This window comes from Burkholderia sp. HI2761, from assembly GCF_002223355.1.
GTDB lineage: Bacteria > Pseudomonadota > Gammaproteobacteria > Burkholderiales > Burkholderiaceae > Burkholderia.
This window is the reverse complement of record NZ_NKFN01000001.1, coordinates 602,461-625,986: the sequence shown is the minus strand read 5'-3', so window position 1 is coordinate 625,986 and position 23,526 is coordinate 602,461. Positions and strand designations below refer to the sequence as shown.

General features: G+C 69.8%; 24 protein-coding genes. 13 read left to right on the top strand and 11 right to left on the bottom strand.

Annotation, left to right across the window (positions count from 1 at the left end):
- Window positions 1-46 precede the first annotated feature (46 nt).
- Complete coding sequence (locus tag CFB46_RS02965; protein ID WP_027785613.1) at window positions 47-1,006, bottom strand: NAD(P)H-dependent flavin oxidoreductase; 960 nt, start codon at window positions 1,004-1,006, stop codon at window positions 47-49.
- 239 nt (window positions 1,007-1,245) lie between these two features.
- Here CFB46_RS02965 and CFB46_RS02960 point away from each other — a divergent pair, with 239 nt between their 5' ends.
- Window positions 1,246-2,142 carry an alpha/beta fold hydrolase gene (locus CFB46_RS02960; RefSeq protein ID WP_027785612.1) on the top strand — a complete coding sequence of 299 codons (897 nt, stop codon included), beginning with the start codon at window positions 1,246-1,248 and terminating at the stop codon, window positions 2,140-2,142.
- Window positions 2,143-2,223: 81 nt separating this feature from the next.
- Here the strand turns inward: CFB46_RS02960 and CFB46_RS02955 are convergent, their stop codons facing one another.
- Window positions 2,224-2,715, bottom strand: coding sequence for an Lrp/AsnC family transcriptional regulator (locus CFB46_RS02955; protein WP_027785611.1), 492 nt, complete (start codon window positions 2,713-2,715; stop codon window positions 2,224-2,226).
- Window positions 2,716-2,827: 112 nt separating this feature from the next.
- Between CFB46_RS02955 and CFB46_RS02950 the strand changes: the two genes are divergently transcribed.
- Window positions 2,828-3,730: a DMT family transporter gene (locus CFB46_RS02950; protein ID WP_089499328.1), complete on the top strand. Its 903-nt coding sequence runs from the start codon at window positions 2,828-2,830 to the stop codon at window positions 3,728-3,730.
- Between the two features lie 254 nt (window positions 3,731-3,984).
- Here CFB46_RS02950 and CFB46_RS02945 read toward each other — a convergent pair whose 3' ends face one another.
- The 4 genes from CFB46_RS02945 to CFB46_RS02930 are packed head-to-tail and all read right to left on the bottom strand — an operon-like array spanning window position 3,985 to window position 6,626.
- On the bottom strand, window positions 3,985-4,191 hold the full coding sequence (locus tag CFB46_RS02945) for a DUF1289 domain-containing protein (protein WP_006488644.1): 207 nt from the start codon (window positions 4,189-4,191) through the stop codon (window positions 3,985-3,987).
- Entirely contained in the window at window positions 4,188-4,694 is a 507-nt protein-coding gene (locus tag CFB46_RS02940; RefSeq protein WP_027785609.1) for a YbaK/EbsC family protein, read from the bottom strand. The genes CFB46_RS02945 and CFB46_RS02940 overlap by 4 nt, the downstream gene beginning before the upstream one ends.
- Window positions 4,695-4,719: 25 nt before the next feature.
- Complete coding sequence (locus tag CFB46_RS02935) at window positions 4,720-5,652, bottom strand: hydroxymethylglutaryl-CoA lyase (RefSeq protein ID WP_027785608.1); 933 nt, start codon at window positions 5,650-5,652, stop codon at window positions 4,720-4,722.
- Between the two features lie 32 nt (window positions 5,653-5,684).
- Window positions 5,685-6,626, bottom strand: coding sequence for a 2-hydroxyacid dehydrogenase (locus CFB46_RS02930; RefSeq protein ID WP_027785607.1), 942 nt, complete (start codon window positions 6,624-6,626; stop codon window positions 5,685-5,687).
- Between the two features lie 314 nt (window positions 6,627-6,940).
- Between CFB46_RS02930 and CFB46_RS02925 the strand changes: the two genes are divergently transcribed.
- Window positions 6,941-7,564, top strand: coding sequence for an RBBP9/YdeN family alpha/beta hydrolase (locus CFB46_RS02925; protein ID WP_027785606.1), 624 nt, complete (start codon window positions 6,941-6,943; stop codon window positions 7,562-7,564).
- A 231-nt stretch (window positions 7,565-7,795) separates the two neighbouring features.
- Here the strand turns inward: CFB46_RS02925 and CFB46_RS02920 are convergent, their stop codons facing one another.
- Entirely contained in the window at window positions 7,796-8,086 is a 291-nt protein-coding gene (locus CFB46_RS02920) for a hypothetical protein (protein ID WP_027785605.1), read from the bottom strand.
- A gap of 553 nt (window positions 8,087-8,639) precedes the next feature.
- Here CFB46_RS02920 and CFB46_RS02910 point away from each other — a divergent pair.
- Genes CFB46_RS02910 through CFB46_RS02900 form a run of 3 tightly spaced genes read left to right on the top strand, consistent with a single transcriptional unit; the run spans window position 8,640 to window position 12,637 of the window.
- The gene (locus CFB46_RS02910) at window positions 8,640-9,395 is read left to right on the top strand and encodes a (2Fe-2S)-binding protein (RefSeq protein WP_089499239.1); all 756 of its coding nucleotides are present in this window, start codon (window positions 8,640-8,642) and stop codon (window positions 9,393-9,395) included.
- Between the two features lie 18 nt (window positions 9,396-9,413).
- Window positions 9,414-10,415 carry an FAD binding domain-containing protein gene (locus CFB46_RS02905; RefSeq protein WP_027785603.1) on the top strand — a complete coding sequence of 334 codons (1,002 nt, stop codon included), beginning with the start codon at window positions 9,414-9,416 and terminating at the stop codon, window positions 10,413-10,415.
- A complete protein-coding gene (locus CFB46_RS02900) occupies window positions 10,412-12,637 on the top strand; it encodes a xanthine dehydrogenase family protein molybdopterin-binding subunit (protein ID WP_027785602.1) in 2,226 nt (741 codons plus the stop codon). The genes CFB46_RS02905 and CFB46_RS02900 overlap by 4 nt, the downstream gene beginning before the upstream one ends.
- Before the next feature lie 15 nt (window positions 12,638-12,652).
- Here the strand turns inward: CFB46_RS02900 and CFB46_RS02895 are convergent, their stop codons facing one another.
- Entirely contained in the window at window positions 12,653-13,573 is a 921-nt protein-coding gene (locus CFB46_RS02895) for a LysR substrate-binding domain-containing protein (protein WP_027785601.1), read from the bottom strand.
- Between the two features lie 112 nt (window positions 13,574-13,685).
- On the opposite strand from CFB46_RS02895, the gene CFB46_RS02890 reads away from it, so the two are divergent.
- Window positions 13,686-14,324, top strand: coding sequence for a glutathione S-transferase family protein (locus CFB46_RS02890; RefSeq protein WP_027785600.1), 639 nt, complete (start codon window positions 13,686-13,688; stop codon window positions 14,322-14,324).
- An 82-nt stretch (window positions 14,325-14,406) separates the two neighbouring features.
- On the opposite strand, the gene CFB46_RS02885 is transcribed toward CFB46_RS02890, so the two are convergent.
- The gene (locus CFB46_RS02885; RefSeq protein ID WP_027785599.1) at window positions 14,407-15,678 is read right to left on the bottom strand and encodes an MFS transporter; all 1,272 of its coding nucleotides are present in this window, start codon (window positions 15,676-15,678) and stop codon (window positions 14,407-14,409) included.
- A 106-nt stretch (window positions 15,679-15,784) separates the two neighbouring features.
- Here CFB46_RS02885 and CFB46_RS02880 point away from each other — a divergent pair, with 106 nt between their 5' ends.
- The 3 genes from CFB46_RS02880 to CFB46_RS02870 all read left to right on the top strand — a co-directional run bounded on the left by CFB46_RS02880 (window position 15,785) and on the right by CFB46_RS02870 (window position 17,547).
- Window positions 15,785-16,843, top strand: coding sequence for a LysR substrate-binding domain-containing protein (locus CFB46_RS02880; RefSeq protein ID WP_089499327.1), 1,059 nt, complete (start codon window positions 15,785-15,787; stop codon window positions 16,841-16,843).
- Window positions 16,844-16,939: 96 nt separating this feature from the next.
- The gene (locus CFB46_RS02875) at window positions 16,940-17,167 is read left to right on the top strand and encodes a hypothetical protein (protein WP_027785597.1); all 228 of its coding nucleotides are present in this window, start codon (window positions 16,940-16,942) and stop codon (window positions 17,165-17,167) included.
- Entirely contained in the window at window positions 17,167-17,547 is a 381-nt protein-coding gene (locus CFB46_RS02870) for a type II toxin-antitoxin system VapC family toxin (protein WP_089499238.1), read from the top strand. Before CFB46_RS02875 ends, CFB46_RS02870 begins: the two co-directional genes overlap by 1 nt.
- 57 nt (window positions 17,548-17,604) lie before the next feature.
- Here CFB46_RS02870 and dapA read toward each other — a convergent pair whose 3' ends face one another.
- On the bottom strand, window positions 17,605-18,498 hold the full coding sequence (gene dapA / locus CFB46_RS02865; RefSeq protein WP_089499237.1) for a 4-hydroxy-tetrahydrodipicolinate synthase: 894 nt from the start codon (window positions 18,496-18,498) through the stop codon (window positions 17,605-17,607).
- A gap of 451 nt (window positions 18,499-18,949) precedes the next feature.
- On the opposite strand from dapA, the gene CFB46_RS02855 reads away from it, so the two are divergent.
- Together CFB46_RS02855 and CFB46_RS02850 are read left to right on the top strand one after the other, a co-directional pair.
- A complete protein-coding gene (locus CFB46_RS02855; protein WP_060317059.1) occupies window positions 18,950-19,969 on the top strand; it encodes a sulfate ABC transporter substrate-binding protein in 1,020 nt (339 codons plus the stop codon).
- Between the two features lie 165 nt (window positions 19,970-20,134).
- A complete protein-coding gene (locus CFB46_RS02850) occupies window positions 20,135-21,103 on the top strand; it encodes an ion channel (protein ID WP_089499236.1) in 969 nt (322 codons plus the stop codon).
- A 32-nt stretch (window positions 21,104-21,135) separates the two neighbouring features.
- On the opposite strand, the gene CFB46_RS02845 is transcribed toward CFB46_RS02850, so the two are convergent.
- Window positions 21,136-21,750 carry a glutathione S-transferase family protein gene (locus tag CFB46_RS02845; RefSeq protein ID WP_089499235.1) on the bottom strand — a complete coding sequence of 205 codons (615 nt, stop codon included), beginning with the start codon at window positions 21,748-21,750 and terminating at the stop codon, window positions 21,136-21,138.
- Window positions 21,751-22,104: 354 nt separating this feature from the next.
- Between CFB46_RS02845 and CFB46_RS02840 the strand changes: the two genes are divergently transcribed.
- Window positions 22,105-22,662: a DapH/DapD/GlmU-related protein gene (locus CFB46_RS02840; protein WP_089499234.1), complete on the top strand. Its 558-nt coding sequence runs from the start codon at window positions 22,105-22,107 to the stop codon at window positions 22,660-22,662.
- Window positions 22,663-23,526 lie beyond the last annotated feature (864 nt).

The following is a 23,526-nucleotide window of genomic DNA, read 5'->3' as shown; positions in this document are numbered from 1 at the left end:
TTCGACGCGCTCGCGCCGCTGGCGGCCGCGACGGCCGCCGCCTCCGTCAGCGCGGGATGCCGAGCCGCGCCTTCGCGTCGTCGTACTCGCGCTTGAGCCGCTCCACGAGCGCGCCCACGCTCGGCAGGTCGTCCATCAGGCCGACGCCCTGGCCGGCGCCCCAGATGTCCTTCCACGCCTTCGTCTTGTCGCTGCCGAAATTCATCTTGGTCTTGTCGGATTCCGGCAGCGCGTCCGGATCGAGGCCGGCCTTCGCGATGCTCTCGCGGATGTAGTTGCCGTGCACGCCCGTGAAGAGGTTCGTGTAGATGATGTCCGACGATTTCGCGTTCAGGATCGCGTGCTTGTAGTCGTCGATCGCATGCGCTTCCTGCGTCGCAATGAAACGCGTGCCCATGTACGCGAAGTCGGCGCCCATCGCCTGCGCGGCGAGAATCGAGCCGCCGTTCGCGATCGAGCCGGACAGCACGATCGGGCCGTCGAAGATCTTGCGGACTTCGCCGACCAGCGCGAACGGCGACGTCGTGCCCGCGTGGCCGCCCGCGCCGGCCGCGACGAGGATCAGCCCGTCGACGCCGGCTTCGAGCGCCTTCTGCGCGTGGCGCAGGTTGATCACGTCGTGCAGCACGATGCCGCCGTAGCCGTGCACCGCGTCGACGATTTCGCGCGCCGGCGCGCGCAGGCTCGTGATGAAGATCGGCACCTTGTGCTCGACGCACACGCGCACGTCGTGCTCGAGCCGCGCGTTCGACTGGTGGACGATCTGGTTGACCGCGATCGGGCCGATCACCGCATCGGGATTTTTTGCCCGATGGTCGGCGAGTTCCGACTGGATCTGCGTGAGCCACTCGTCGAGCAGTTCGGCCGGGCGCGCGTTGAGCGCGGGGAACGAACCGACGATGCCCGCCTTGCATTGCGCGAGCACGAGTTCGGGGTAGCTGACGATGAACATCGGCGACGCGATGACGGGCAGCGTCAGGTTCTGCAGGACGGTGGGCAATGCCATGTGATGTCTCCAGTCTCCGGGGGCGTTGCGGTCGAACGATCGATTCGAGTGTAGCGCCGCGATCGGTTGTTCATATTAATACGAACGGTCGTGCGATTCTACGCGAGCTTAACAAACTCCGCGGTGTGCCGGCAATCGAGTGAGTGTTCTCTTTCTACGGTTTCGGGCGGTTACGCCGCTCTGAAGACGCACCGGCGCTTCTAAAATAGCCGCCATAACAAACCAACGAGAAACAAACCATGTCGTTTGAGGCGTTTGCACCGTTTCGCGTGACGGTGCAGGACACCGACATTTTCGGTGTCAAAGGAGGCGCGGGTCCGCCGCTGCTGTTGCTGCACGGACATCCGCAGACTCACATGATCTGGCATCGCGTTGCCGCGACGCTCGCGAATCACTTCACGGTGATCGCCACCGACCTGCGCGGCTACGGCGCATCGGGCCGGCCGCCGAGCGACGCGCAGCACACGCCGTATTCGAAACGGGCGATGGCGGCCGACCAGGTCGCCGTGATGCGGCATTTCGGTTTCGAGCATTTCCACGTGTGCGCGCACGATCGCGGCGCGCGGGTCGCGCACCGGCTCGCGCTCGATCACGCGGATGCCGTCGAGCGGATGATGCTGCTCGACATCGCGCCGACGCTCGCGATGTACGAGAAAACCGATCGCGCGTTCGCGACCGCGTATTTCCACTGGTTCTTCCTGATCCAACCCGAGCCGCTGCCCGAGACGCTGGTCGGCGCGCATACCGATGCGTACATCGAGCGCGTGATGGGCAACCGGTCGGCCGGGCTCGCGCCGTTCGCGCCTGAGGCGCTCGACGCGTACCGGGCGGCGCTCGCGCAGCCCGGCGCCGTGCACGCGATGTGCGAGGACTACCGCGCGTCGGCGACGATCGATCTCGAGCGCGACCGTGCGGATCTCGAACGCGGCAACAAGGTCGCGTGCCCACTGCGCGTGCTGTGGGGCGAGCACGGCGTCGTCGGCCGCTGCTTCGATCCGCTCGACGAGTGGCGGCGCGTCGCGCGCGACGTCAGCGGCCGCGCGCTCGACTGCGGGCACTACATTCCGGAAGAGGCGCCCGTCGCGCTGATCGACGAACTGCTCGCGTTCTTCGACGCGCGCGAGCCGGCCGTGTGACCGCGGGTGCGGGCGGCGCGTGCCGCCCGCGGTTCGGTGATGCGCGCCGTGTGCGGCCAGGCGACGTGGGCCGCCCGCGGCTCAGCGGTGCGCGTGGTCGTCTTCGACGAGCGGCGGCAGGCGCCGCGGCACGGGCGTCGATTTCACGATCGCGGTGCTCGTCTCCGCGCGCTCCGTCACCTTCGACAGGATGTCGTCGAGGTGCTCGATCGTCCGCAGGTAGAGCCGGCAGATGAAGCAGTCGTCGCCGGTGACCTTGTCGCATTCGACGAATTCGGGAATCCGCCGCAGCAACTCCTCGACCAGGTGCAACTGGCCCGGCAGCGGCTTCACGCGGACGATCGCCTGCAGCGTATAGCCGAGCGCGCGCGGGTCGAGCTCGACGGTGAACGCGGCAATCACGCCTTGCGCCTCGAGCCGCCGCACGCGGTCGGCGGTCGCGGGCGCCGACAGCCCGATCTGCCGCGCGAGTTCGCTGGTCGCGAGGCGTGCGTCGTCGGCCAGCGCGGCGAGGATCGCGCGGTCGGTCGCGTCGAGCGACGCGACGGCGGGTGGGGAAAGGCGTTTCGGCATGATCGCTTTGCTTTCGAAGGTGAATCGGCTGATTCACTTCAGTTTAGCCGTGGTTCCGGCGAAAGCAAGTTTCTAGAATCGAAGTCATCCACTCTCTTCAACGGAGTTCATGATGGCCTCGAATGAAATGCGCCGCGGCGCCGCCGAGATGATCGTCGCGATGCTGATGTCCGGCACGATCGGCTGGCTCGTGATGTCGTCGCGGCAGCCGCTGACCAATGTCGTGTTCTTCCGCTGCCTGTTCGGCGCGGCGACGCTCGCGATCGTCTGCGCGGCGTTCGGCTTCCTGCGCCGCTCGCTGTTCTCGCCGCGGATGCTCGCGCTCGCGACGCTCGGCAGCGTCGCGATCGTCGCGAACTGGCTGCTGTTGTTCGCCGCCTATTCGCGCGCGTCGATCTCGATGGCAACCGCCGTCTACAACACCCAGCCGTTCATGCTCGTCGCGCTCGGCGCGATCGTGTTCCGCGAGCGGATCACCGCGTCGACGGTTGCATGGCTCGCGCTCGCGTTCGCCGGGCTCGTGTTCGTGGTGCGCGTCGAGCCGGCGGTGCTCGCGGTGCCCGGCGAATATCTGGAAGGCGTCGCGCTGTCGCTCGGTGCGGCGTTCCTGTATGCGATCTCGTCGATCGTCACGAAGCACCTGAAAGGCACGCCGCCGCATCTGCTCGCGTTGCTGCAGGCCGGCCTCGGCATCCTGCTGCTCGCGCCGTTCGCGCACTTTGGCACGCTGCCGGCGACGGCCGGACAATGGCTCGACCTGATCGTGCTCGGCGTCGTCAACACGGGGCTGATGTACGTGCTGCTGTACGGCGCGATCCAGAAGCTGCCGACCGCGATGACGGGCGCGCTGTCGTTCGTCTATCCGGTCGTCGCGATCGTCGTCGATCGCGTCGCGTTCGGGCAGACGCTCGCATGGACGCAGGTGTTCGGCGCGTTGCTGATCCTGCTCGCGGCGGCCGGCGTGAACCTCGGCTGGCGCATCGTGCCCGCGCGTCGCGCGGCGATCGGCAACTGAAACGGTCGTACGATTCGGCGCGGCGGCGCGCTCGCGCCTCACCCGGTCGAACGCGCGTGTCGGGAACGCGGATTGCGCGCGAAACGGCATCACGCGGGCGTCGCGCGCAGCCGTGAAAGCGCTGTAAGAAGTTGTAGGGAAACACCCGATGCGATGCGGCCGCGTCGCTCGTATGATGCGGGCTGTGACGTTGATCACGTTCACAGGATTCCGATCTCGATGCCGTTCGCCCCTGAGGCTGAACGGCTTTTTTTTTATGTTTCGCTTCCCGCGATCAGGCGCCGACGCGCGTCCAGCCGCGCGAGCAGCGCGCGCCTCGCATCGTCGTCCGACGTACGCCATCCCTTGATCTCGCCGCGCGTGCGCAGGCAGCCCGCGCACCAGTCGGTGCGCGGATCGATCCGGCAGACGTCGGTGCACGGCGACGCGACCGTGGCGACCGGCATCGTCACGTCGCTCATGCGGGCTCCCGCAACGCGACGTCCGCGATCGGCGCGCCCGTCAGCGACACGAGTTCGTGCGGCGACAGGTTGAACACCGCATGCGGATGGCCGGCGGCGGCCCACAGGCTGTCGAGCGCGAGTAGGTCGGCGTCGATCAGCGTGACGGGTTCGACCAGATGGCCGATCGGGCAGACGCCGCCGATCGCATAGCCGGTGTGGTCGCGCACGAACTTCGCGTCCGCCCGGCCGACCGGCCCCACCTGCGCGGCGACCTTCTTTTCGTCCACGCGATTGACGCCGCTCGCGACGACCAGCACGGGCGCGCCGTCGGCCTGCCGGCGAAACAGGATCGACTTCGCGATCTGCGCGACCGAGCAGCCGAGCCCGGCCGCGGCCTCGGCCGACGTCTTGCCGGTTTCGGCCAGCATCACGATGCCTTTCTCGTGGCCGCGCTCGCGCAGCAGCAGCGCGACGCGTCGCGCGGAATCGGGGAGAGAATCGAATGAAGCGGGTGTCGTCATGTTGAGGATCCGTGGAAGACCGCGATCAGACGCAGTTCGCGGCGTCGGCCGCGCTCTGCGCCTTGGCCAGCAGTGCGCGACCGGCGCGCGACACGTTTGCGCGGCCGATCGCGTTCGAGATGAAATCGCCGGCGGCGACGACCTGCGCGAGATCGATGCCGGTATCGATGCCGAGGCCCTGCATCAGGTACAGCACGTCCTCGGTCGCGACGTTGCCGGTCGCGCCCTTCGCGTACGGGCAGCCGCCGAGGCCCGCGACCGACGCGTGAAAGATCTCGATCCCTTCGAACAGCGCCGCGTAGATGTTCGCGAGCGCCTGGCCGTAGGTGTCGTGGAAGTGGCCCGACAGGCGCTCGCGCGGGAACACGCGCGTGACGGCCGCGAGCACTTCGCGCGTGCGCTTCGGCGTGCCGACGCCGATCGTGTCGGCGATGTCGATCTCGTCGCAGCCGAGCGCCGCGAAGCGCTCGACGACGTCGACGACCGACGCGACCGGCACCTCGCCCTGGTACGGGCAGCCGAGCGTGCACGACACGCTGCCGCGCAGGCGCAGGCCCGCGTCCTTCGCGGCCTTCGCGACGGGCTCGAAGCGCGCGATGCTCTCGGCGATGCTGCAGTTGATGTTCCGCTGCGAGAACGCCTCGCTCGCCGCGCCGAAGATCACGACTTCGTCCGCGCGTGCGGCGAGCGCATGCTCGAAGCCCTTCAGATTCGGCGTGAGCACCGAGTACACGGTGCCCGCGCGGCGCTCGATGCCGGCCATCACGTCTGCGCCGTCGGCCATCTGCGGCACCCATTTCGGCGACACGAACGACGCGGCCTCGACGTTGCGGAAGCCGGCGCGCGACAGCCGATCGACGAGCGCGATCTTCACGTCGGTCGGCACGAAGGTCTTCTCGTTCTGCAGCCCGTCGCGCGGGCCGACTTCGACGATCTTGACGGCGGTGGGGAACGTCATGGTTGTCTCCTGGTTTCTTTGTAGGGCGGAATTCAGTAGCCGCGCGCGTAGTCGACGATGCCGCTGACGGGCGCGCCGCGCTCGAACGCGCGGATCTTGCCGGCGATCTGTTCGACGGCTTCCGCGCGCAGCGTCTCGGCCGAGCTGTGCGGCGTGATCGTGATGCGCGGCGCGTGCCAGAACGGATGGTCGTCCGGCAGCGGTTCGTGCTGGAACACGTCGAGCGTGGCTGCGGCGACCTGGCCGCTCGCGAGCGCGTCGAGCAGGTCGGCTTCGACGAGATGCGCGCCGCGCGCGACGTTGACGACGTACGCGCCGGGCGCGAGCCGCGCGAACGCGCGCGCCGACAGGATGCCGTCGGTGTCCTGCGTGCTCGGCAACAGGTTGACGAGCACCTTCGCGCCGTCGATGCACGCATCGAACGCGCCGTCGCCGGCGAAGGTCGCGATGCCGTCGAGCTGCTTCGCACTGCGGCTGTAGCCGCGCACCGGCAGGCCGAGCGCCGCGAGCGCGCGAGCGACCTCGGCGCCGAGCACGCCGAGGCCGAGGACCGCGACGGTGAAGCTCGCGCGCGCATGCGGTTCGAGCGGCTGCCAGCGGCGTTCGCGCTGTTGCATGTCGTATTCGTCGAAACGGCGCAGGTAGCGCAGCACCGCGTGCGTCACGTATTCGACCATCTGCTGCGCCATGCCGGAATCTTCGAGTCGCACCAACGGCACGTGCGCGGGCAGCGTACCCGGATGGGCGCGCTCGAGCGCGAGCAGCGCATCGACGCCCGCGCCGAGGTTGAAGATCGCGCGCAGGCCGTCGCGCGGCGCGAAGAACTCGCGCGGCGCGCGCCACACGAGCGCGTAGTCGGCGGCGGCCGTATCGCCCGGCTGCCATGCGCGCAGTTCGGCTTCCGGCAGCGCACGCGCGATCTCGTCGCGCCATGCGCCGGCATCCTGATGCGGCGAATGGAACAGGATCTTCATTGCGTGAGGGCGCGCGCGCCGGAAAGGCGCGTCACGGGAATGGCGAGCGAAGCCGGGCGCGGCGCGCCGGCGGACGTAGCGGACATCGGGCGTCTCCTGACGGCGGCCGGCGCGTCACGCGCCGGGCCGGTTCCGTGTGAAGCTGACGGGAAGCCCACATTCTACGGTTTCGCGGCACGTTGCGCCGCCGCCGGGCCGTCGCCGGGCCGCCGCCGGTCACCGCCCCGCGCAAAAGCAAAGCACAAAATATTGGTTCGGCCGCCGCGTACCCGACGCCACAATCGAACCTCGTCTTCAAGCAAGCGAGGGCAATCATGCGCGCATGCAGCAAATCGGCGTGGCCGCCGCGGCTCGTCACCGTTCCGGGCCTGCACGGCAGTGAAGGCGCTCACTGGCAGACCTGGCTCGAACGGCAGTTTCCGCGCTCGCTGCGCGTCGAGCAGGACGACTGGGACGCGCCCGATCTCGCGCGCTGGGCGCAATCGGTGCGCGCGCTGCTCGATCGCGAGCGCGGCCCGTTCGTGCTCGCCGCGCACAGCTTCGGCTGCCTCGCGGCCGCGCATGCGCTCGCGCAGTGGCCGCATGTGGGCGATGTCGCGGGCGTGTTGTTCGTCGCGCCGGCCAGCCCGAGGAAATTCACGTTTGCCGGGCCGTTCGACGCGCGCCGGCTCGCGGTGCCGTCGATCGTGATCGGCAGCGAGACCGATCCGTGGATGCCGCTCGCCGATGCGCGCACGCTCGCGCAGCGCCTGGGCAGCGCGTTCGTGAACCTCGGCGATGCCGGGCACATCAACACGGCGGCCGGCTTCGGGCCGTGGCCGCGCGCGAAATACTTCATCGACACGCTGGTTCATTGCGCGGCGCCGCTGCGCTTTCGCGACGCGGACGACGGCTTCGAGGTCGCGCTCGTCGAGCGCGCGCTCGCGCACGCGGTCTGACGGGCGGGCTGCGCGGCGCATGCCGGGCCGTTGCGCTTGCGATGCGCAGGCGGCCCTGACGGCGGCCGGGTCCGAATCGCTCGGCCGGCCGTGCCCGACGTGGCTCGCGAAGCGGCGCGACACCGTACCGTTCGCGTCGCCGCCGACCGTCACGTCATGCCGGTGGTGGCGCGACGCACGCGCCCACCGCTCTCCCCGAGCGGTACCGACTCATATCACGCGGCGGCGGGATCAGCCCGGCGACGACGCGGCGGCGCTCGACGCGGCCGCGTTCGTGGCGGGCTTCGCGTCGTCGTCGTCATCGGGCGGGTAGTGCACGACGGGCGGTGCGAGCGGCGCGGCATCGGATACGGCGGCGTTCGCGGTCGTGTCGCTGTTGAACGCGCTGGCGGCGCTGCCCGATGCGCCGGCCTGCGGCGCGGTGTCGGTCGCGTTGGCGTTGGCGTCGTGCGGTGCGTCGTCGCTGCACGCGGCGACGAAAACGGCGGCACACAGAACGACGGCGACGGAAACGCGACGCATGACTTCTCTCCTGGCAGGCTGATCGGGAAACGTTTTCGAGTATGCCGCCGCGATGCGACGTTTCGGTGAATCGTTCGCGATCGGGGCGCGATCGCGACATGGTGTCGTCAGGCTGACCGAATGCCTTCGCGGCGATCCGCCGGCACGCGTGGCGGAATTTTCCAGCAGCGGCGGATGCTGCGCGCATTTACACGGCGCGCGTCGCCGCGACCCGGCCACGGTGACGCGGGCGCCGTGCGCGGTACCGCACATGCGCCTGGCAACTTGTGACCGATGGGTGGCCGATCACGCCCAAAAACCGGGCGTTATTGCCGCTTCGTCAGCGAATGGCCAGCCGCGCGCCAGCGTGGCGTCAGGGAGGTGGGGTCACTCGCGCCACGGCCTGACTATCGCGCGTGTGCGTCGCGGACCGGCGCCGGCACCGCGCATGGGCGCGGCTCTCCGCGGGTTCGCGGCACCGGAATTGCTCTTTGCCGCTGCGCATGCCGCCCGCGCTGCCATCCGGGCACGGGCGGCACATCTGCGTCCCTCAACCATGGAGCGAGCAGAAGCCATGTCCAGCGATCGACCCGATTTTCCGCCCGCCGAACCGGCGCGCGACGCCGCCCCGTCGCCGCTCGGGCCCGGCCATTCGACGGCGCCGCCGTTGCCGCACGATACGCCGTCCAGCGCCGCGCGGCGGCGCTTCCTGCAATCCGCGGCAGCGGCGGCGACCGTCGGCGCCGCCTCGCACGTTCATCCGCAGCCGCCGCACGCGGCATCCGCACCGGCCGCGCCCCGCCGCGATACGGTGCCGGCGCGGCCCGTGCATCTCGACATCAACGGGCGGGCGTACACGCTGCAGCTCGAGCCGCGCGTCACGCTGCTCGACGCACTGCGCGAATACGCCGGGCTCACGGGCACGAAAAAAGGCTGCGATCGCGGGCAGTGCGGCGCGTGCACGGTGCTCGTCGACGGGCGGCGCATCAACGCATGCCTGACGCTCGCGGTGATGCACGAAGGCGAGCGGATCACGACCGTCGAAGGGCTGGCGCGCGGCGGCGTGCTGAGCCCGGTGCAGCGCGCGTTCGTCGAATACGATGCGTTCCAGTGCGGCTACTGCACGTCCGGCCAGCTCTGCTCGGCGACCGCGCTGCTCGACGAGTTCGCGGCGGGCGCCGGGAGCGCCGCCACCGACGACGTGCGGCGCGGTCCCGCGCAACTGTCGGACGACGAGATCCGCGAGCGCATGAGCGGCAACCTGTGCCGCTGCGGCGCGTACCCGAACATCGTCGCCGCCGTGCGCGCCGCGCATGCGGCGCACGGCTAGCCGACGGAGGGCAGCGCAATGGAAGCGATTTCCTACGAACGCGCGACCGACGTCGCCGGCGCCGTGCGCGCGGCGCAACGGCCCGGCGCGGCATTCATCGGTGGCGGCACGAACCTGCTGGACCTGATGAAGGGCGGCGTCGCGCGGCCCGTCACGCTCATCGACATCACGCGCATCGCGGGCCTCGATACGGTCGATGCGCTACCCGGCGGCGGTGTGCGCATCGGTGCGCTCGTGCGCAACAGCGATGCGGCCGATCATCCGCGCATCCGCGCCGACTATCCGCTGCTGTCGCAGGCGCTGCTTGCCGGCGCGTCCGCGCAATTGCGCAACATGGCGACCGTCGGCGGCAACCTGATGCAACGCACGCGCTGTCCGTATTTCTACGATTCCGCGTTCGCGCAGTGCAACAAGCGCGCGCCGGGCAGCGGCTGCGCGGCGATCGGCGGCCATAACCGGATGCACGCGATCCTCGGCGCGAGTCCGCAGTGCGTGGCGGTGAACCCGTCGGACATGAGCGTCGCGCTCGCCGCGCTCGACGCCGTCGTGCAGGTGAGCGGCCCGCGCGGCGCACGGCAGATTCCGATCACCTCGTTTCACCGGTTGCCGGGCGATCGGCCCGATCTCGATACGACGCTCGAACCGGGCGAACTGATCACCGCGGTGGACTTGCCGCCGCCGCGCTTCGCCGACCATGCGCACTATCTGAAAGTGCGGGATCGCGCGAGCTATGCGTTCGCGCTGGTGTCGGTCGCGGCGGCCCTGCGGATGGACGGCCCGCGCGTCGCCGACGCGCGGATCGCGCTCGGCGGCGTCGCGCACAAGCCGTTGCGTGCGATGGAGGCGGAAGCGCATCTCGCGGGCCGCGCACCGACCGACGCGACGCTGCGCGAGGCGGCCGCGCTTGCGTTGCGCGATGCGCGGCCGCTCGACGGCAATGGATTCAAGGTCGCGCTCGCGCAGCGCTCGATCGTGCGCGCAGTGAAAATGGCGGCTTCGGCGACGGGAGGTGCCGCATGAACACGCTGACGGGACAGCCGCTCGACCGTGTCGACGGCGTACTCAAGGTGACGGGCGGCGCGCACTACGCGGCCGAGTTTCCCGATGCGCGGCTCGCGCACGCGGTGCTCGTGACGAGCACGATCGCGGCCGGACGCATCGAATCGATCGATGCGGCACGCGCGCGCGCGATGCCGGGCGTGCTGATGGTGATCACGCACGAGAACGCGATGCGGCTGCCCAACGGCGGCCGGCCGCCGCTGTCGCCGCCCGCCGGGCGCCGGCTCACGTTGCTGCAGGACGACACGGTGCGCTACAGCAACGAGCCCGTCGCGGTCGTCGTCGCCGAAACGCTCGAGCAGGCGACCGACGCCGCGAATGCCGTGCGGGTGCGCTATCGCGCGACCGATGCCGCGCTCGATTTCGCGCAGGCGAAGCGCGGCGCGCGCGTGCCGCCGAAGCAGCAGGGGCGCCCGATGGACACGCAGCGCGGCGACGTCGAGGCCGGCCTGCGCGAAGGTGCGGTGCGCATCGACGCCACCTATACGACGCCGATGCAGCACCACAACCCGATCGAGCCGCACGCGACGATGGCGCACTGGGACGGCCCGACGCTCACGCTGCACGATGCGACGCAGGGCGTGTCGGGCGCGAGCACCGCGGTGGCCGCCGTGTTCGGCCTCGCGCCGGAACAGGTGCGCGTGATTTCGCCGTTCCTCGGCGGCGGCTTCGGCTGCAAGGGTTCGTCGTGGTCGCACGTGTCGTTGTGCGCGATGGCCGCGAAGCAGGTGGGGCGCCCGGTTCGCCTTGCGCTGACGCGGCCGCAGATGTTCGGCCCGGTCGGCGGCCGGCCGCTCACCGAACAGCGCGTCGTGCTGGCCGCACGCCAGGACGGGACGTTGACGGCGATGCGTCACGACTCGATCGTCACGACGTCGACGTTCGAGGACTGGACGGAAATGTGCGGGATGCCCGCGCGGATCATGTACGCGGTGCCGAACCACGCGACCACGCACCGGATCGTGTCGCTGAACGTCGGCACGCCGACGTTCATGCGCGCACCCGGCGAGGCGTCCGGCTCGTTCGCGCTGGAATCGGCGATGGACGAGCTCGCGTGGCGGCTCGGAATGGACCCGGTCGCGCTGCGGCTCGCGAATTACGCGGAGGTCGATCCGCAGGACGGCAAGCCGTGGTCGAGCAACAAGCTGCGCGAGTGCTACGAGGCCGGCGCACGGCGCTTCGGCTGGTCGCGCCGCACCGGCGCGCCGCGCACGATGCGCGACGGCGACACGCTGATCGGCCTCGGGATGGCGGCCGCCACGTATCCGGCGAACCGCAGCGAAGCGTCGGCGCGTGCGCGCATCTTGCCGGACGGCACGGCCGAAGTCGCGTCGGGCACGCAGGACATCGGCACCGGAACCTACACGGTGATGACGCAGGTCGCGGCCGACGCGCTCGGTTTCGCGCCGCAGAACGTGCGCTTCGCGCTCGGCGATTCCAGCCTGCCGCGCGCGCCGGTATCGGGCGGCTCGCAGTCGGCGGCGAGCGTGGCGCCGGCCGTGCGCGAGGCCGCGTTACAGGCGCGCGCCCAACTGATTGCGCTGGCGATCGCCGATCCGGGCTCGCCGCTGCACGGCGCCGCGGCCGACGACGTGACGGTCGACGACGGCTGGGTCGTGCATCGCGGCGACCCGTCGCGGCGCGATCCGGCCGCGGCGGTGATCGCGCGCGCGGGCGGCCGGCCGATCGACGCGCAGGCGACGACGAAGCCGGGCGACGAGAAGTCGCGCTATGCGTCCCATTCGTTCGGCGCGGTGTTTGCCGAAGTGCACGTCGATGCCGAGCTCGGCACGCTTCGCGTTCCGCGTATCGTCGGTGTCTACAGCGTCGGCAGGCTGCTCAACGCGAAGACGGCGCGCAGCCAGTTGATCGGCGGGATGGTGTGGGGGTTCGGCACCGCGCTCGAGGAGGGCTCGCATCTGGACGTGCGGCACGGCCGCTTCACGAACGCGAATCTCGCTGAATATCATGTCCCCGTGAACGCGGACATCGGCGAGCTCGACGTGAGTTTCGTCGACGAAAGCGACACGCATTTCAATCCGCTCGGTATTCGCGGCATCGGCGAGATCGGCATCACCGGCGTGCCGGCCGCGATCGCCAATGCGGTCTATCACGCGACCGGCGTGCGGGTGCGCGATCTGCCGATCACGCTCGACAAGGTGGCGATGCCGATGCGCGCATGAGCGTCGGCGTCGGCGTCAGCGCCGCGGCGTCCTGCGCCGCACTTCGCTGCGCAGCCAGTCGAGCCAGGTGCGGATCGCCGCTTCGCGGGGATGGCCGGGGCGCCACACGACGTAGTGCGCGTACACGTCGGTGATGCGTACCGTCGACACGCGCACGAGCGTGCCGTCCGCGAGTTCGGGCTCGATCAGCGAGCGGCGCGCGAGCGCGACGCCGCGGCCTTGCCGCGCCGCATCGATCAGCGCGTTCGCATCGGTGAAGCGCGGTGCGCGCGCGGATTCGGTGAGGTCGAGCCGCGCGGCCTGGAACCACGGTTCCCACGGCTGCGCGGGATGGCGCAGCAGCGTCGCGCGCACGAGGTCGGCCGGCGTGCGCGGCACGACGCCGTCACGATTGCGGTAGGCGGGGCTCGCGACCGGAAAGATCGTCTCGTTCATCAGCTTCTCGGCGACGACGCCGGGCCACGTGCCGGGCCCGTAGCGCAGCGCGACGTCGATGCGGTCGCGCTTGCGCAGCGGCGCGAGCGCCACGTCCGGATGCAGCGAGATCGAGATGTGCGGATGCGCGGCCGCGAAGCGCGGCAGGCGCGGCGCGAGCCAGCGCTCGGCGACGCTCGGCAGCACGCTCACGTTCAGCGTCACGTCGCAGGTGCGCGGGCGGCGGCGCACCGCCAGCGTCGGCTCGAACGCGCGTTCGAGCACGCTCAGGCCCTGGCGTACCTGCAGCGCGAGGGCGTGCGCGGCGTGCGTCGGCGTCGCGCCGTTGCGTTCGCGCGTGAAAAGCGGATAGCCGAGCTGCGCCTCGAGCGCGCGGATGTGCTGGCTGACCGCGCCCTGCGTGAGCGCGAGCTCGTCGGCCGCGCGCGTGAAGCTCTGCAGCCGCACGGCGGTCTCGAACGCGCGCAGCGTCTGCAGCGGAGGGAGGTGGATGCGTCGCATGCGGGTATTAGTAACACTAATGTCCGAGCACGACAATTCATCGTTTGCCGCGCATCGGCAGGCGTTCCTACACTCGGTTCCGTCTTCCACAGCCCCGTCGGGCCACATCGCCATGAACGCATACCGTCTCTATCTTTCGCCGGGCGCCTGCTCGCTCGCCGCCCACATCGCGCTGGAGGAAACCGGCGCGCCGTTCGACATCGAGATCGTCTCGGTGAAGGAGCGGCAGAACTTCGAAGCGCGCTACCTCGCGATCAACGCGAAGGCGCGCGTGCCGGTGCTCGCGATTCCGGGCGAGCCGCGCGTGCTGACCGAAACGCCGGCGATCCTCACGTATCTCGCGCGGCGCTACCCGGACGCGCAATTGCTGCCGCTCGGCGATCCGCTGCGCGAGGCGCGGTGCCACGAATGGCTCGCCTGGCTGGTCGGCTGGGTGCATGGCGTCGGCTACGGCGCGCTGTGGCGGCCGGGCCGCTTCATCGACGATCCGGCCCTGCACGGCGCGATCAGCGCGCACGGGCGCGGCACGATCGATGCCGCGAACGCATCGATCGAAGCCGCGCTCGCCGACGGCCGCACGTGGGCCGAACCGGGCGCGCATTCGATCGTCGATCCGTTCCTGCTCGTGCTGTATCGCTGGGGCGTCGCGATCGGGCTCGACATGACGCGGCATCCGGCATGGACCGCTCATGCGCAGCGCGAGGCCGAACGGCCGGCCGCACGGCGTGCGCTGGCGCGCGAGGCGGTTTGACGGGGGCGCGGGCGTCGGGAGCTTCGCCGCGCTGCCCGTGCCGCCCGCACCGCCGGCACCGCCCGCGTGAAACGGGCGGCGGCTATTTCGCCGCGAACAGCGGATAGGTCGCGCCCGCGATCAGCGCCGCCGCGAGCCATACCACGCTCCACGAACTCGCGGCGAGCAGCGGCGGAATCGCGAGCGGCGTCGCGAACAGCCCGAGATAGACGATCGTGTTCGCCATCCCGAGCGCGGTGCCCGCGTGGTTCGCGCCCGCGAGCGTCGCGAGCTCCGTATACGCGACGCCGTGCCATGCCGACACGCAGATGCCGGCGAACACGAGAATCGCGACGATCGCGGCGAGCGGCACGTGCGGGCTGCCGGCCGTCGCCGCGGCGAGCAGCGCGAACGACCCGGCCGCGACGAACACGGAACCGCGCAGGTACGCGCGCCGGTTGCCGTGCCGGTCGGTATGGCGGCCGCTCCAGACGCGCATCGCCATCGCGCCGAGCTGCAGCGCGACCATCGCCGCGCTGATGCCGGCGAGGCCGAGCCGGCCGAAGTCGTGCAGGAACACCGTCGCGAACGTGAGCACCGCGAATTGCGGCGTGCACAGCACGCCGATGCCGAGCACGATGCGCCACACGGGGCCGCTCGCGAGCGGGTTGCGCGCGGGGCCGGCGGCCGGTGACCGGCGGGCGGCGCGACGCGTGTCGAGGTGCGCCGCGGCCGGCTCGGCGGGCGGCTCGTGCAGCCAGCGCCAGGTGAGCGCGGCCGATCCCGCGCACAGCAGCATCAGCGCGCCGAACACCGCGGCGAAGCCGGCATGCGAGGCAAGCGCCGGCAGCAGCGCCGCGCCGAGGCCGCCGCCGAGCGGCACGGCCGTCTGGCGGATGCTCATCGCGAGCCCGCGTTCGCGCTCGCCGAACCAGCGCATCACCGCCCGCCCGCTCGACCCGTTCACGCTGCCGCCGAGCAGGCCGACGCCCCCCATTGCCGTGACGACGCGCATGAGCGGCGGCACCGCGTGCGCGGTCGGGGCGATCGTGACCATCATCAACGCGAGCATCGCGGCCGTCGCGACGAGCCCGGTCAGCAGCACGCGGCGGTCGCCGAAGCGGTCGGCGGCGATTCCCCACGGCAGCTCGGACAACGCGACGCCGAAGCCGAGCGCGCCGAGCACGAGGCCGAGCGCGCCGTTGTCGAGGTGATAGGCGGTGCGCATCCACACGGCCGTGGTCGGAATGCCGGCCGCGGCGGCCGAAAAGCTCATGTTGGCGGCGACGCCGGCGGCCAGCACGCGCCAGCGATGGGCCGGCCCGCGCACGTCGCGGGCAGGCGAAGAGGGGGAAGCGATGCACGAGGTATCCATGACGGCAGGCCCGGTTCGAAGTTGACGTACACAGTCTGGCGGCCTACATTCATCCTGAAAATCGGAAAGTTTTTGATTAATCGTTCGATGAAACAGGATGATTGAGATGCCTGGACAAGACATTCCGCGCGACGGCGGCGAGCCGCTCGCGGTGGCCGACGCCGCGCTGGCGCGCCCCAACTTCGACGTCGCGGCGCTGCGCAGTCTCGTCGCGGGCGTGGATCTCGGCAGTTTCGCGAAGGCGGCGGACCGCGTCGCGCGCTCGTCGTCGGCGGTGAGCGCGCAGATCCGCAAGCTCGAGGAGCAGGCCGGCACGCCGCTGTTCGTGAAAGCCGGGCGCGGGCTCGCACTGACCGATGCCGGCGATGCGATGCTGCGCTACGCGCGGCGGATGATCGAGCTGAACGACGAGGCGGCCGCGGCCGTGCGCGGCGTGAATCTCGACGGCTGGGTACGGGTCGGGCTGCAGGAGGATTTCGGCGAGGCGATCCTGCCGGACGTGCTCGGGCGGTTCGCGCGTGCGCATCCGAAGGTGCGGATCGAGGCGCGCGTGGCGCGCAACGCCGATCTGCTCGACCGGCTCGATGCGAACCAGCTCGACCTGGCGCTCGTGTGGGGCGATCCGGCGTCGGCGGCGCTCGTGTCGCGGGCAGGGATCGACGGCGACGCGATCGCGCAGGTGCCGATGCAATGGATCGGCGCGGTGGCGGCCGGTGGTGTCGGTGTGCCGGATGGCGGTGCGGACGCGGGCGTGGAGGGCGGTGTCGGTGAAACCGGCGGCCGTGCCGTGCGTGCGACGGGCGAGCCGTTGCCGCTCGTCGTGTTCGACCGGCCGTGCCGGTTCTTCGGCGCGGCGACCGATGCGCTCGATCGCGCCGGCATGCCGTGGCGCGTCGCGTTCACGACGCCGAGCCTGGCCGGGCTATGGGCGGCCGCGGCGGCGGGCCTCGGGCTGACGGTGCGCTCGCATTACGGGCTGCCCGCATCGGTGCGCGTGCTCGACGCGGCGTCGTTCGGGCTGCCGGCATTGCCGAGCCTGCCGCTGATCCTGTTGCGGCGCACGTCGTCGGCGACCCCGACGATCGACCGGCTCGCGCGGATCGTGACGCAGGCGGTGCGGGAGGCGACGGAGGGGGCGGGGGCGGGGGCGGCGCTCGCGGCGTGACGAGCCGCCGAGATCCGGTTTGGCATCCCCCGTTCGGCTGAATGGATCATCCTGGCGGACTTGACTACAGTGGTGGCATCCAACGCGGAGGTCATCATGCAACGCGCAAATATTCCCGGCACCACGGCCGATCCATCGCAACAAGTCGACGTTTCGGTTTCCGGCGAGGAAATCGCGATCTCGAACCCGACAGCATCCGGGGATCGGTCCGTATCCGTCAAACGGCCCGTTCGGTTTGGCCTCCTGCAAGGTCAGGTCCGGATTGCGGACGACTTCGACGCACCGCTGCCCGACGACTTGCTGGCTGCTTTCGAAGGGCGCTGATGCGGTTGCTGCTCGATACGCACATCTTCTTGTGGAGCGTGACCGACGACCCGAAGCTCAGCGCCCGAGCGCGCAGACTGATCTCGGGCGCCGATGAGCGGTTCGTCAGCAGCGCGAGTATCTGGGAGGTCGCCATCAAGGCCGGCTTGGGGAAGCTCGATGTCGATGTGGATCGGCTAGTCCGCGCGCTTCGGGCGAGCGGGTTCCGCGAACTGCCGGTCCGGGCCGTACACGGGGCAGCCGTGCGCAACTTGCCGAGCCATCATCGCGACCCGTTCGATCGGCTGCTCGTTGCGCAGGCCCAGCATGAACCCCTGCAGCTCGTCACTGCCGATGGGCATCTCGCCCGGTACGGCATGTCTGTGGTCCTGACAGTCTGAAACAATCTGCCAGGCGGGAAGCCGGCGGTCGCCGGCCCCCAATGCATGACGGGCCGTTCATGCAGCCGCAGCGTGCGGTTCGATTTCCTCGAGCGCCGCACAGAGCCTGCCCAACCTCTCCCGCAACCCCTCGCTCGCCGGCACGAACGGCAGCCGCAACCCGTCCTCGCACCATCCTTGCGCGGCGAGCACGGCCTTCACCGGCGCCGGGTTCGGTTCCGCGAACAGCGCCGCGACGAGCGGCTGCAGCGCGACCGACAGGCGCCGCGCGTCGGCGAGCCGACCGTCGCGCAGCAACGCATGAATCCGCACATGCCATTCGGGCAGCACGTGCGCGCTGCTCGCGATCGCGCCGTGCGCCCCCGCACACATCGCCGCGAAGTTCTGGTTGTCGTCGCCGGACAGGATCGCGAGCGGCGTGTCGTGCACGAGCCGGCTCATCCGGTCGAGCGTGCCGCCGCATTCCTTGATGCCCGCGACGCGCGGATCGCGTGCGAGCGCCTGCAGCGTGTCCAGTTCGACGTTCACGCCGGTGCGGTACGGGATGTTGTAGACGAGTACGGGCAGGTCGGCCGCGTCGACGATCATCTCGACATGGCGGCGGATGCCGTCCTGCGTCGGCCGCACATAGACGGGCGGCGTGACGAGCAGCCCGTCGGGGCGCAGCGCCGCGAGTTCCCGCGCGCGGGCGGCCGCGAAGTGCGTCGCGCTCGCGGTCAGCCCGACGACGATCGGCAGCCCGGGCGCCGCGTCGCGCAGCGTCGCGAACACCGCGTCTTGTTCGCGCGCGTCGAGCAGCACGCCTTCACCGGTCGTCGCGCCCGCGACGAAGCCCGCGATGCCGGCGGCCGCATAGTGGCGCGCGAGCCGCGCGAGCGCCGCGTGATCGACCTCGCCGTGATGGAACGGCGTGACGATCGGCAGCCAGATACCTTCGAAACGTGTGTTCATGCAAAGCCTCATGATGGAAACGGAGTGGGAAGGAACCGTTCCGCCGGCGCAGTGCCGGAGCGAGGCGTGCATGCAAGGAGAAAGAAACGACCTGCGGGCATCCCGTCCGGCATTCGCCTGACGGGACGCGACGTCCCCGTCAGTCGAGGAGTCGTTTTTTCAGTTTCAGCCCGGCCGCGCGCGCACCTGCCGCGACGGCGGCGAGGATCGAGGGCGAGCGCAGGATAGCGGACATGGATGAACCGTGAGTGGGCTGAGCGGCGATCTTAACACCGGGGCGGCGGGGCGCGCGAGCCCCGGCCGCCGTTTAGCAGGATTCGAGATTTGCTTTCCACGACTGATTGGAAGGCGCGCTGCGCCCGGCCGCTAGAATGCCCGCTTACGTTTCGATGACGGCGCGTACGCGTGCGGTCACGCACATTCACCACCACTGGAAACGGGGCACATCACGATGGCAAGCATCAAGGGGATCGGCCGCTGGCTGCACACGGGCGCGGCGGCGGCGCTGGTCGTGGCGGCGACGGCCGCGCACGCGGACACGTCGATCCTGAACGTGTCGTACGACGTGACGCGCGAGCTGTACAAGGACATCAACGCGAGCTTTGCCGCCGCCTACAAGCAGAAGACCGGCGAGACGGTCACGATCAAGCAGTCGCACGGCGCGTCGAGCGCGCAGGCGCTGTCGGTGCTGCAGGGGCTGCAGGCCGACGTCGTGACGATGAACCAGCCGAACGACATCGACCTGCTCGCCGAGCGCGGCCAACTGCTGCCGAAGGACTGGCGCGCGCGCTTCCCGGACAACAGCTCGCCGTACTCGACGACGATGGTGTTCCTCGTGCGCAAGGGCAACCCGAAGGCGATCAAGGACTGGAGCGATCTCGCGAAGCCGGGCGTCCAGGTGATCATCGCGAACCCGAAGACCTCGGGCAACGGCCGCTATGCGTATCTCGCCGCATGGGGCTTCCAGAAGCAGAAGGGCGCGACCGACCAGCAGGCGCTCGACTTCGAGAAGGCGATCTTCCGCAACGTGCCGGTGCTCGATTCGGGCGGTCGCGGCGCCACGACGACCTTCACGCAGCGTGGCATCGGCGACGTGCTCGTCACGTTCGAGAACGAGGTCGCGCTGATGGACACGGGCGCCTCGGGTGCGCAGTTCGACGCCGTGTATCCGTCGGCGAGCATCCTCGCGGAGCCGCCTGTCGCCGTCGTCGACAAGGTGGTCGACAAGAAAGGCACGCGCAAGGTCGCGCAGGCGTATCTCGACTACCTGTATACGCCGCAAGCGCAGGAGATCATCGCGCAGCACCATCTGCGCCCGCGCGACGCGACCGTGCTGAAGAAGCATGCGGCCGAGTTCAAGGCACTGAAGACCTTCAGCGTCGAGCAGGTCTTCGGCAGCTGGGCGAACGCGCAGAAGACCCATTTCGCCGACGGCGGCACGTTCGATCAGGTGATCGTCGACCGGAAGTGATCGCGGCGCGCGCCACGCGCGCGTCCGCATGACGACGCAGCCGGCCGCTCGTGCGGCCGGTTTTTTTTGCGGCTAGCCGGTGGATTTCCGTTCCGAACCGGCCCGCATTCCCGACCGCTGCCGCGCGTGCTACGCTCATCGCCTCCCCGTAACCGGCCCCGCGCGATGAATGTCGATTCGTCTTCCCCTGCCTCCCGCGGCCGTGGCCGCAAGATCTGGTCGGGCACCCGGCCGGTGATCGCGTACGGGATGCCGCCCCTCGGCTGGCGCGATTTCTATCACCGCGCGCTGACGGTGAGCTGGCCCGTGTTCTTCCTGTCGCTCGCGGTGCTGTTCCTGCTGCTCAACGGCGGCTTCGCGACGCTCTACCTGCTCGGCCATGCGTCGATCGCGAACCAGTCGCCGGCGGGCTTCGGCGGCGCGTTCTTCTTCAGCGTCGAGACGCTCGCGACCGTCGGCTACGGCGACATGCATCCGCAGACGGTTTATGCGCACCTCGTCGCGACGCTCGAGATCTTCGTCGGGATGTCGGGCATCGCGCTGGCCACGGGGCTCGTGTTCGCGCGTTTTTCGCGGCCGCAGGCGAAGATCCTGTTCGCGCGCTACGCGATCGTGCGGCCGCTGAACGGCCGGATGACGCTGATGGTGCGCGCCGCGAATGCTCGCCAGAACGTGATCGCCGAGGCGCAGGCGAAATTGCGGTTGATGCGCGTCGAGGGCACGCACGAGGGCTACTCGCTGCGCAAGATTCATGATCTGCCGCTCGTGCGCAACGAGCATCCGGTCTTCCTGCTCGGCTGGAACCTGATGCACGTGATCGACGAGTCGAGCGCGCTGTTCGGCGAGACGCCCGAATCGCTCGCCGCGCGCGATGCGTCGCTGCTGATCACGATCGAGGGTTCGGACGAGACCACGGCGCAGGTCATGCAGGCGCGTCATTCGTGGGCGCACGGCGAGATCCGCTGGCGCCACCGCTATGTGGACCTGATGCACGACGAGGACGGCATCACGCACATCGATTACACGCATTTTCACGACGTCGTGCCGATCGAGATCGATACCGACGAGCGCGGTTCGCCGGGCGTGGTGATCGACGCGGGCGCGTCGGCGCCGGGGCCGGCCGCGCAGGCGTGATCGAGGGCGGCGGTGCGCCGCCCCGTTGCGCGTCACGCGTGCAGCAGACGCGCCGCTTCGCGCTGTTCGATCGCGACCGCGCGGCGGAACGCGTCGCGGTCCTCGGCGCGCGCGACGTAGTCGCCGAGCACGCCTTCGTGCGGCAGCAGATGCGCGTCGAACGCGATCTTCAGCGTGCTCGCGAGCAGCAGGTCGGCCGCGGTGAAGCGCTCGCCGACGAGCCAGCGGCTGTGGGCGAGCGCTTGCGCGAGGGCCCGCTGCACGCGCGCGATGTTGCCCCAGCCGAACGCGACCGGATTGCCCGACGCGCCGGTGAATTTCTCGGCCATCGCCGGTTCGAGGCAGGTCGGCGTGAAGAACATCCACTGGAGGAAACGGCCGCGCAGCGGATCGTCGGGCGCGACGCCGAGCCCGGCAGCCGGGCAGCGGTCGGCGAGATAGAGCAGCACGGCGCCCGATTCGGCGAACGGGGGGCCGCCGTCGTCGAGCGCGGGCAGCTTGGCCATCGGGTTGACCTGCACGAACGCGTCGCTGCCCTGTTCGTGCGAGCGCAGGTCGATCGGCACGAGTTCGTACACCACGCCGATTTCCTCGAGCATCCACAGCGCCCGGAATGCCCGGGTCTTCGGCCAGTAGTAGAGCTTCATCGCGCCTCCGCGTTTGGGTGCAGGTGTCGATCCGGTGGATGCCCAAGCGTACCCGAGCCCGGGAGGTTGGGACAGGGGCGCCCGGCTAGGGCGTCTGGCTAGGGGCGCCCGATTCAGTTGCATGCGGTGAAGCTGGCGATACGCGGGGAAGCCTTTACGTGACGAGAGTTCTGCAAATAACTAGTTATATAAAAACTAGTTATAAAAAACCCGAAAATCCCAGTGAAAAATCGGCATCACTACAATGTGCCCGGCCCATCCCGCAGTACCCGCGCACACGGCAACGCAATCGGCCGCTCGCCCGCGATCGACAACGCATCACGCAACCCCGCATTTACTGGAGACCCGTCACGCATGGCAAACGACGACCGCACCACGATCATTGCGCGCCGGACACCCGAATCGGCGGCCATGGTGGCCGAGATCAAACGGGCGATGGCGATCACCGCGCGGCTCAACCGCCTGACGTTCGACGATGCGGCGGACGTGCGCGCATTGTTCGGTGAACTGATCGGCACGCAGGTGGACGACGGTTTCGTACTGATCCCGCCATTCCATGCGACGGGCGGCGCCGGCATGAAGCTCGGGCGCAACGTGTTCGTCAACCAGAACTGCACGTTCTACGATCTGGGCGGACTCGAGATTGGCGACGACGTGATGATCGGCCCGAACGTCAGCCTCATCACGTCCGGTCATCCGGTCGAACCGTCGAGGCGGCGCGACTGCGTGGTCGCGAAGCCGATCGTGATCGAGCGGAACGTGTGGATCGGCGCGGGTGCGACGATCATCGGCGGCGTGACGATCGGCGAGAACGCGGTCGTCGCGGCCGCGGCCGTCGTCACCCGGGACGTTCCGGCGAATGCGCTGGTCGGCGGCAATCCGGCAAGGATCATCCGGTCGATCGCGGAATAATCTCGGTCGGGCGCACGTGCCGGCGCGATGACGCAGCGTCGAAGGGATGTGGACAACCCGTCGCCGCGACCACTCGAAACGCTGTGCATTTGAACGGTGAGTGTGCCGCCGAGGCCGTCCGGACAAGCCTTTCCGGGTTTCCCGGTTATCGTGCGCCGCGTTGCCCGTCGCGCGGCAGATGAAGAAATTGCTCGTGCGCCCGGTTGTGGATATCCGCGCGTCGAAACGACTCGGCGCCCTGTGGTTTTCACAGGTGAGGATGACCGGATGCTGCGCGATACATGAAGCGGGTTGTGGACAACTCGCGGCAAGACGAAGCGAAATGCTGTGAAACTCAATGGTGAGTGCCTCGCCCGATCCGGCGGTGCGCCTGCTCCGGCGCGGGTTTCGGGCCGTTGCCGCGGTTCGGGGCGACGCGCATTCTAGCCGAATGGCGCGCGTGCGGGATCCCGGCATGCGGACCGGGCGACGTCGATACCCGGCTCCGGCCCCCAATCGAACGGCTGTGCATTCTAACGGTGAGTGCCGGAGCGTGCTTCGCAACGTACGGATTTCGACGCACCTGTCCGCTTTCTCCAGCGACTCGGCGCGCTGTGCAATTCAATGGTGAGCGTGCGCCCGCGCTCGGGCGTAGTCCGTCGGGATGCGGCCGTTCGACCGCCGATGCCGCGCGAAGCGGTGTTCCTGTCAGGTGCGGGCGCAAGGTTGCGAACGAAGACGAGGTGCGTGCCGGTGTGGATATCCGTCCGCCGAAACGACTCGCGGCACTGTGTATTTCGACGGTGAGCATCGGCGTGCGATCGGGTGATGAGCCGCTCCCGGTATGGATTGCCGCGCGTCGGCACCCTTCGAAAGCTGTGTCTG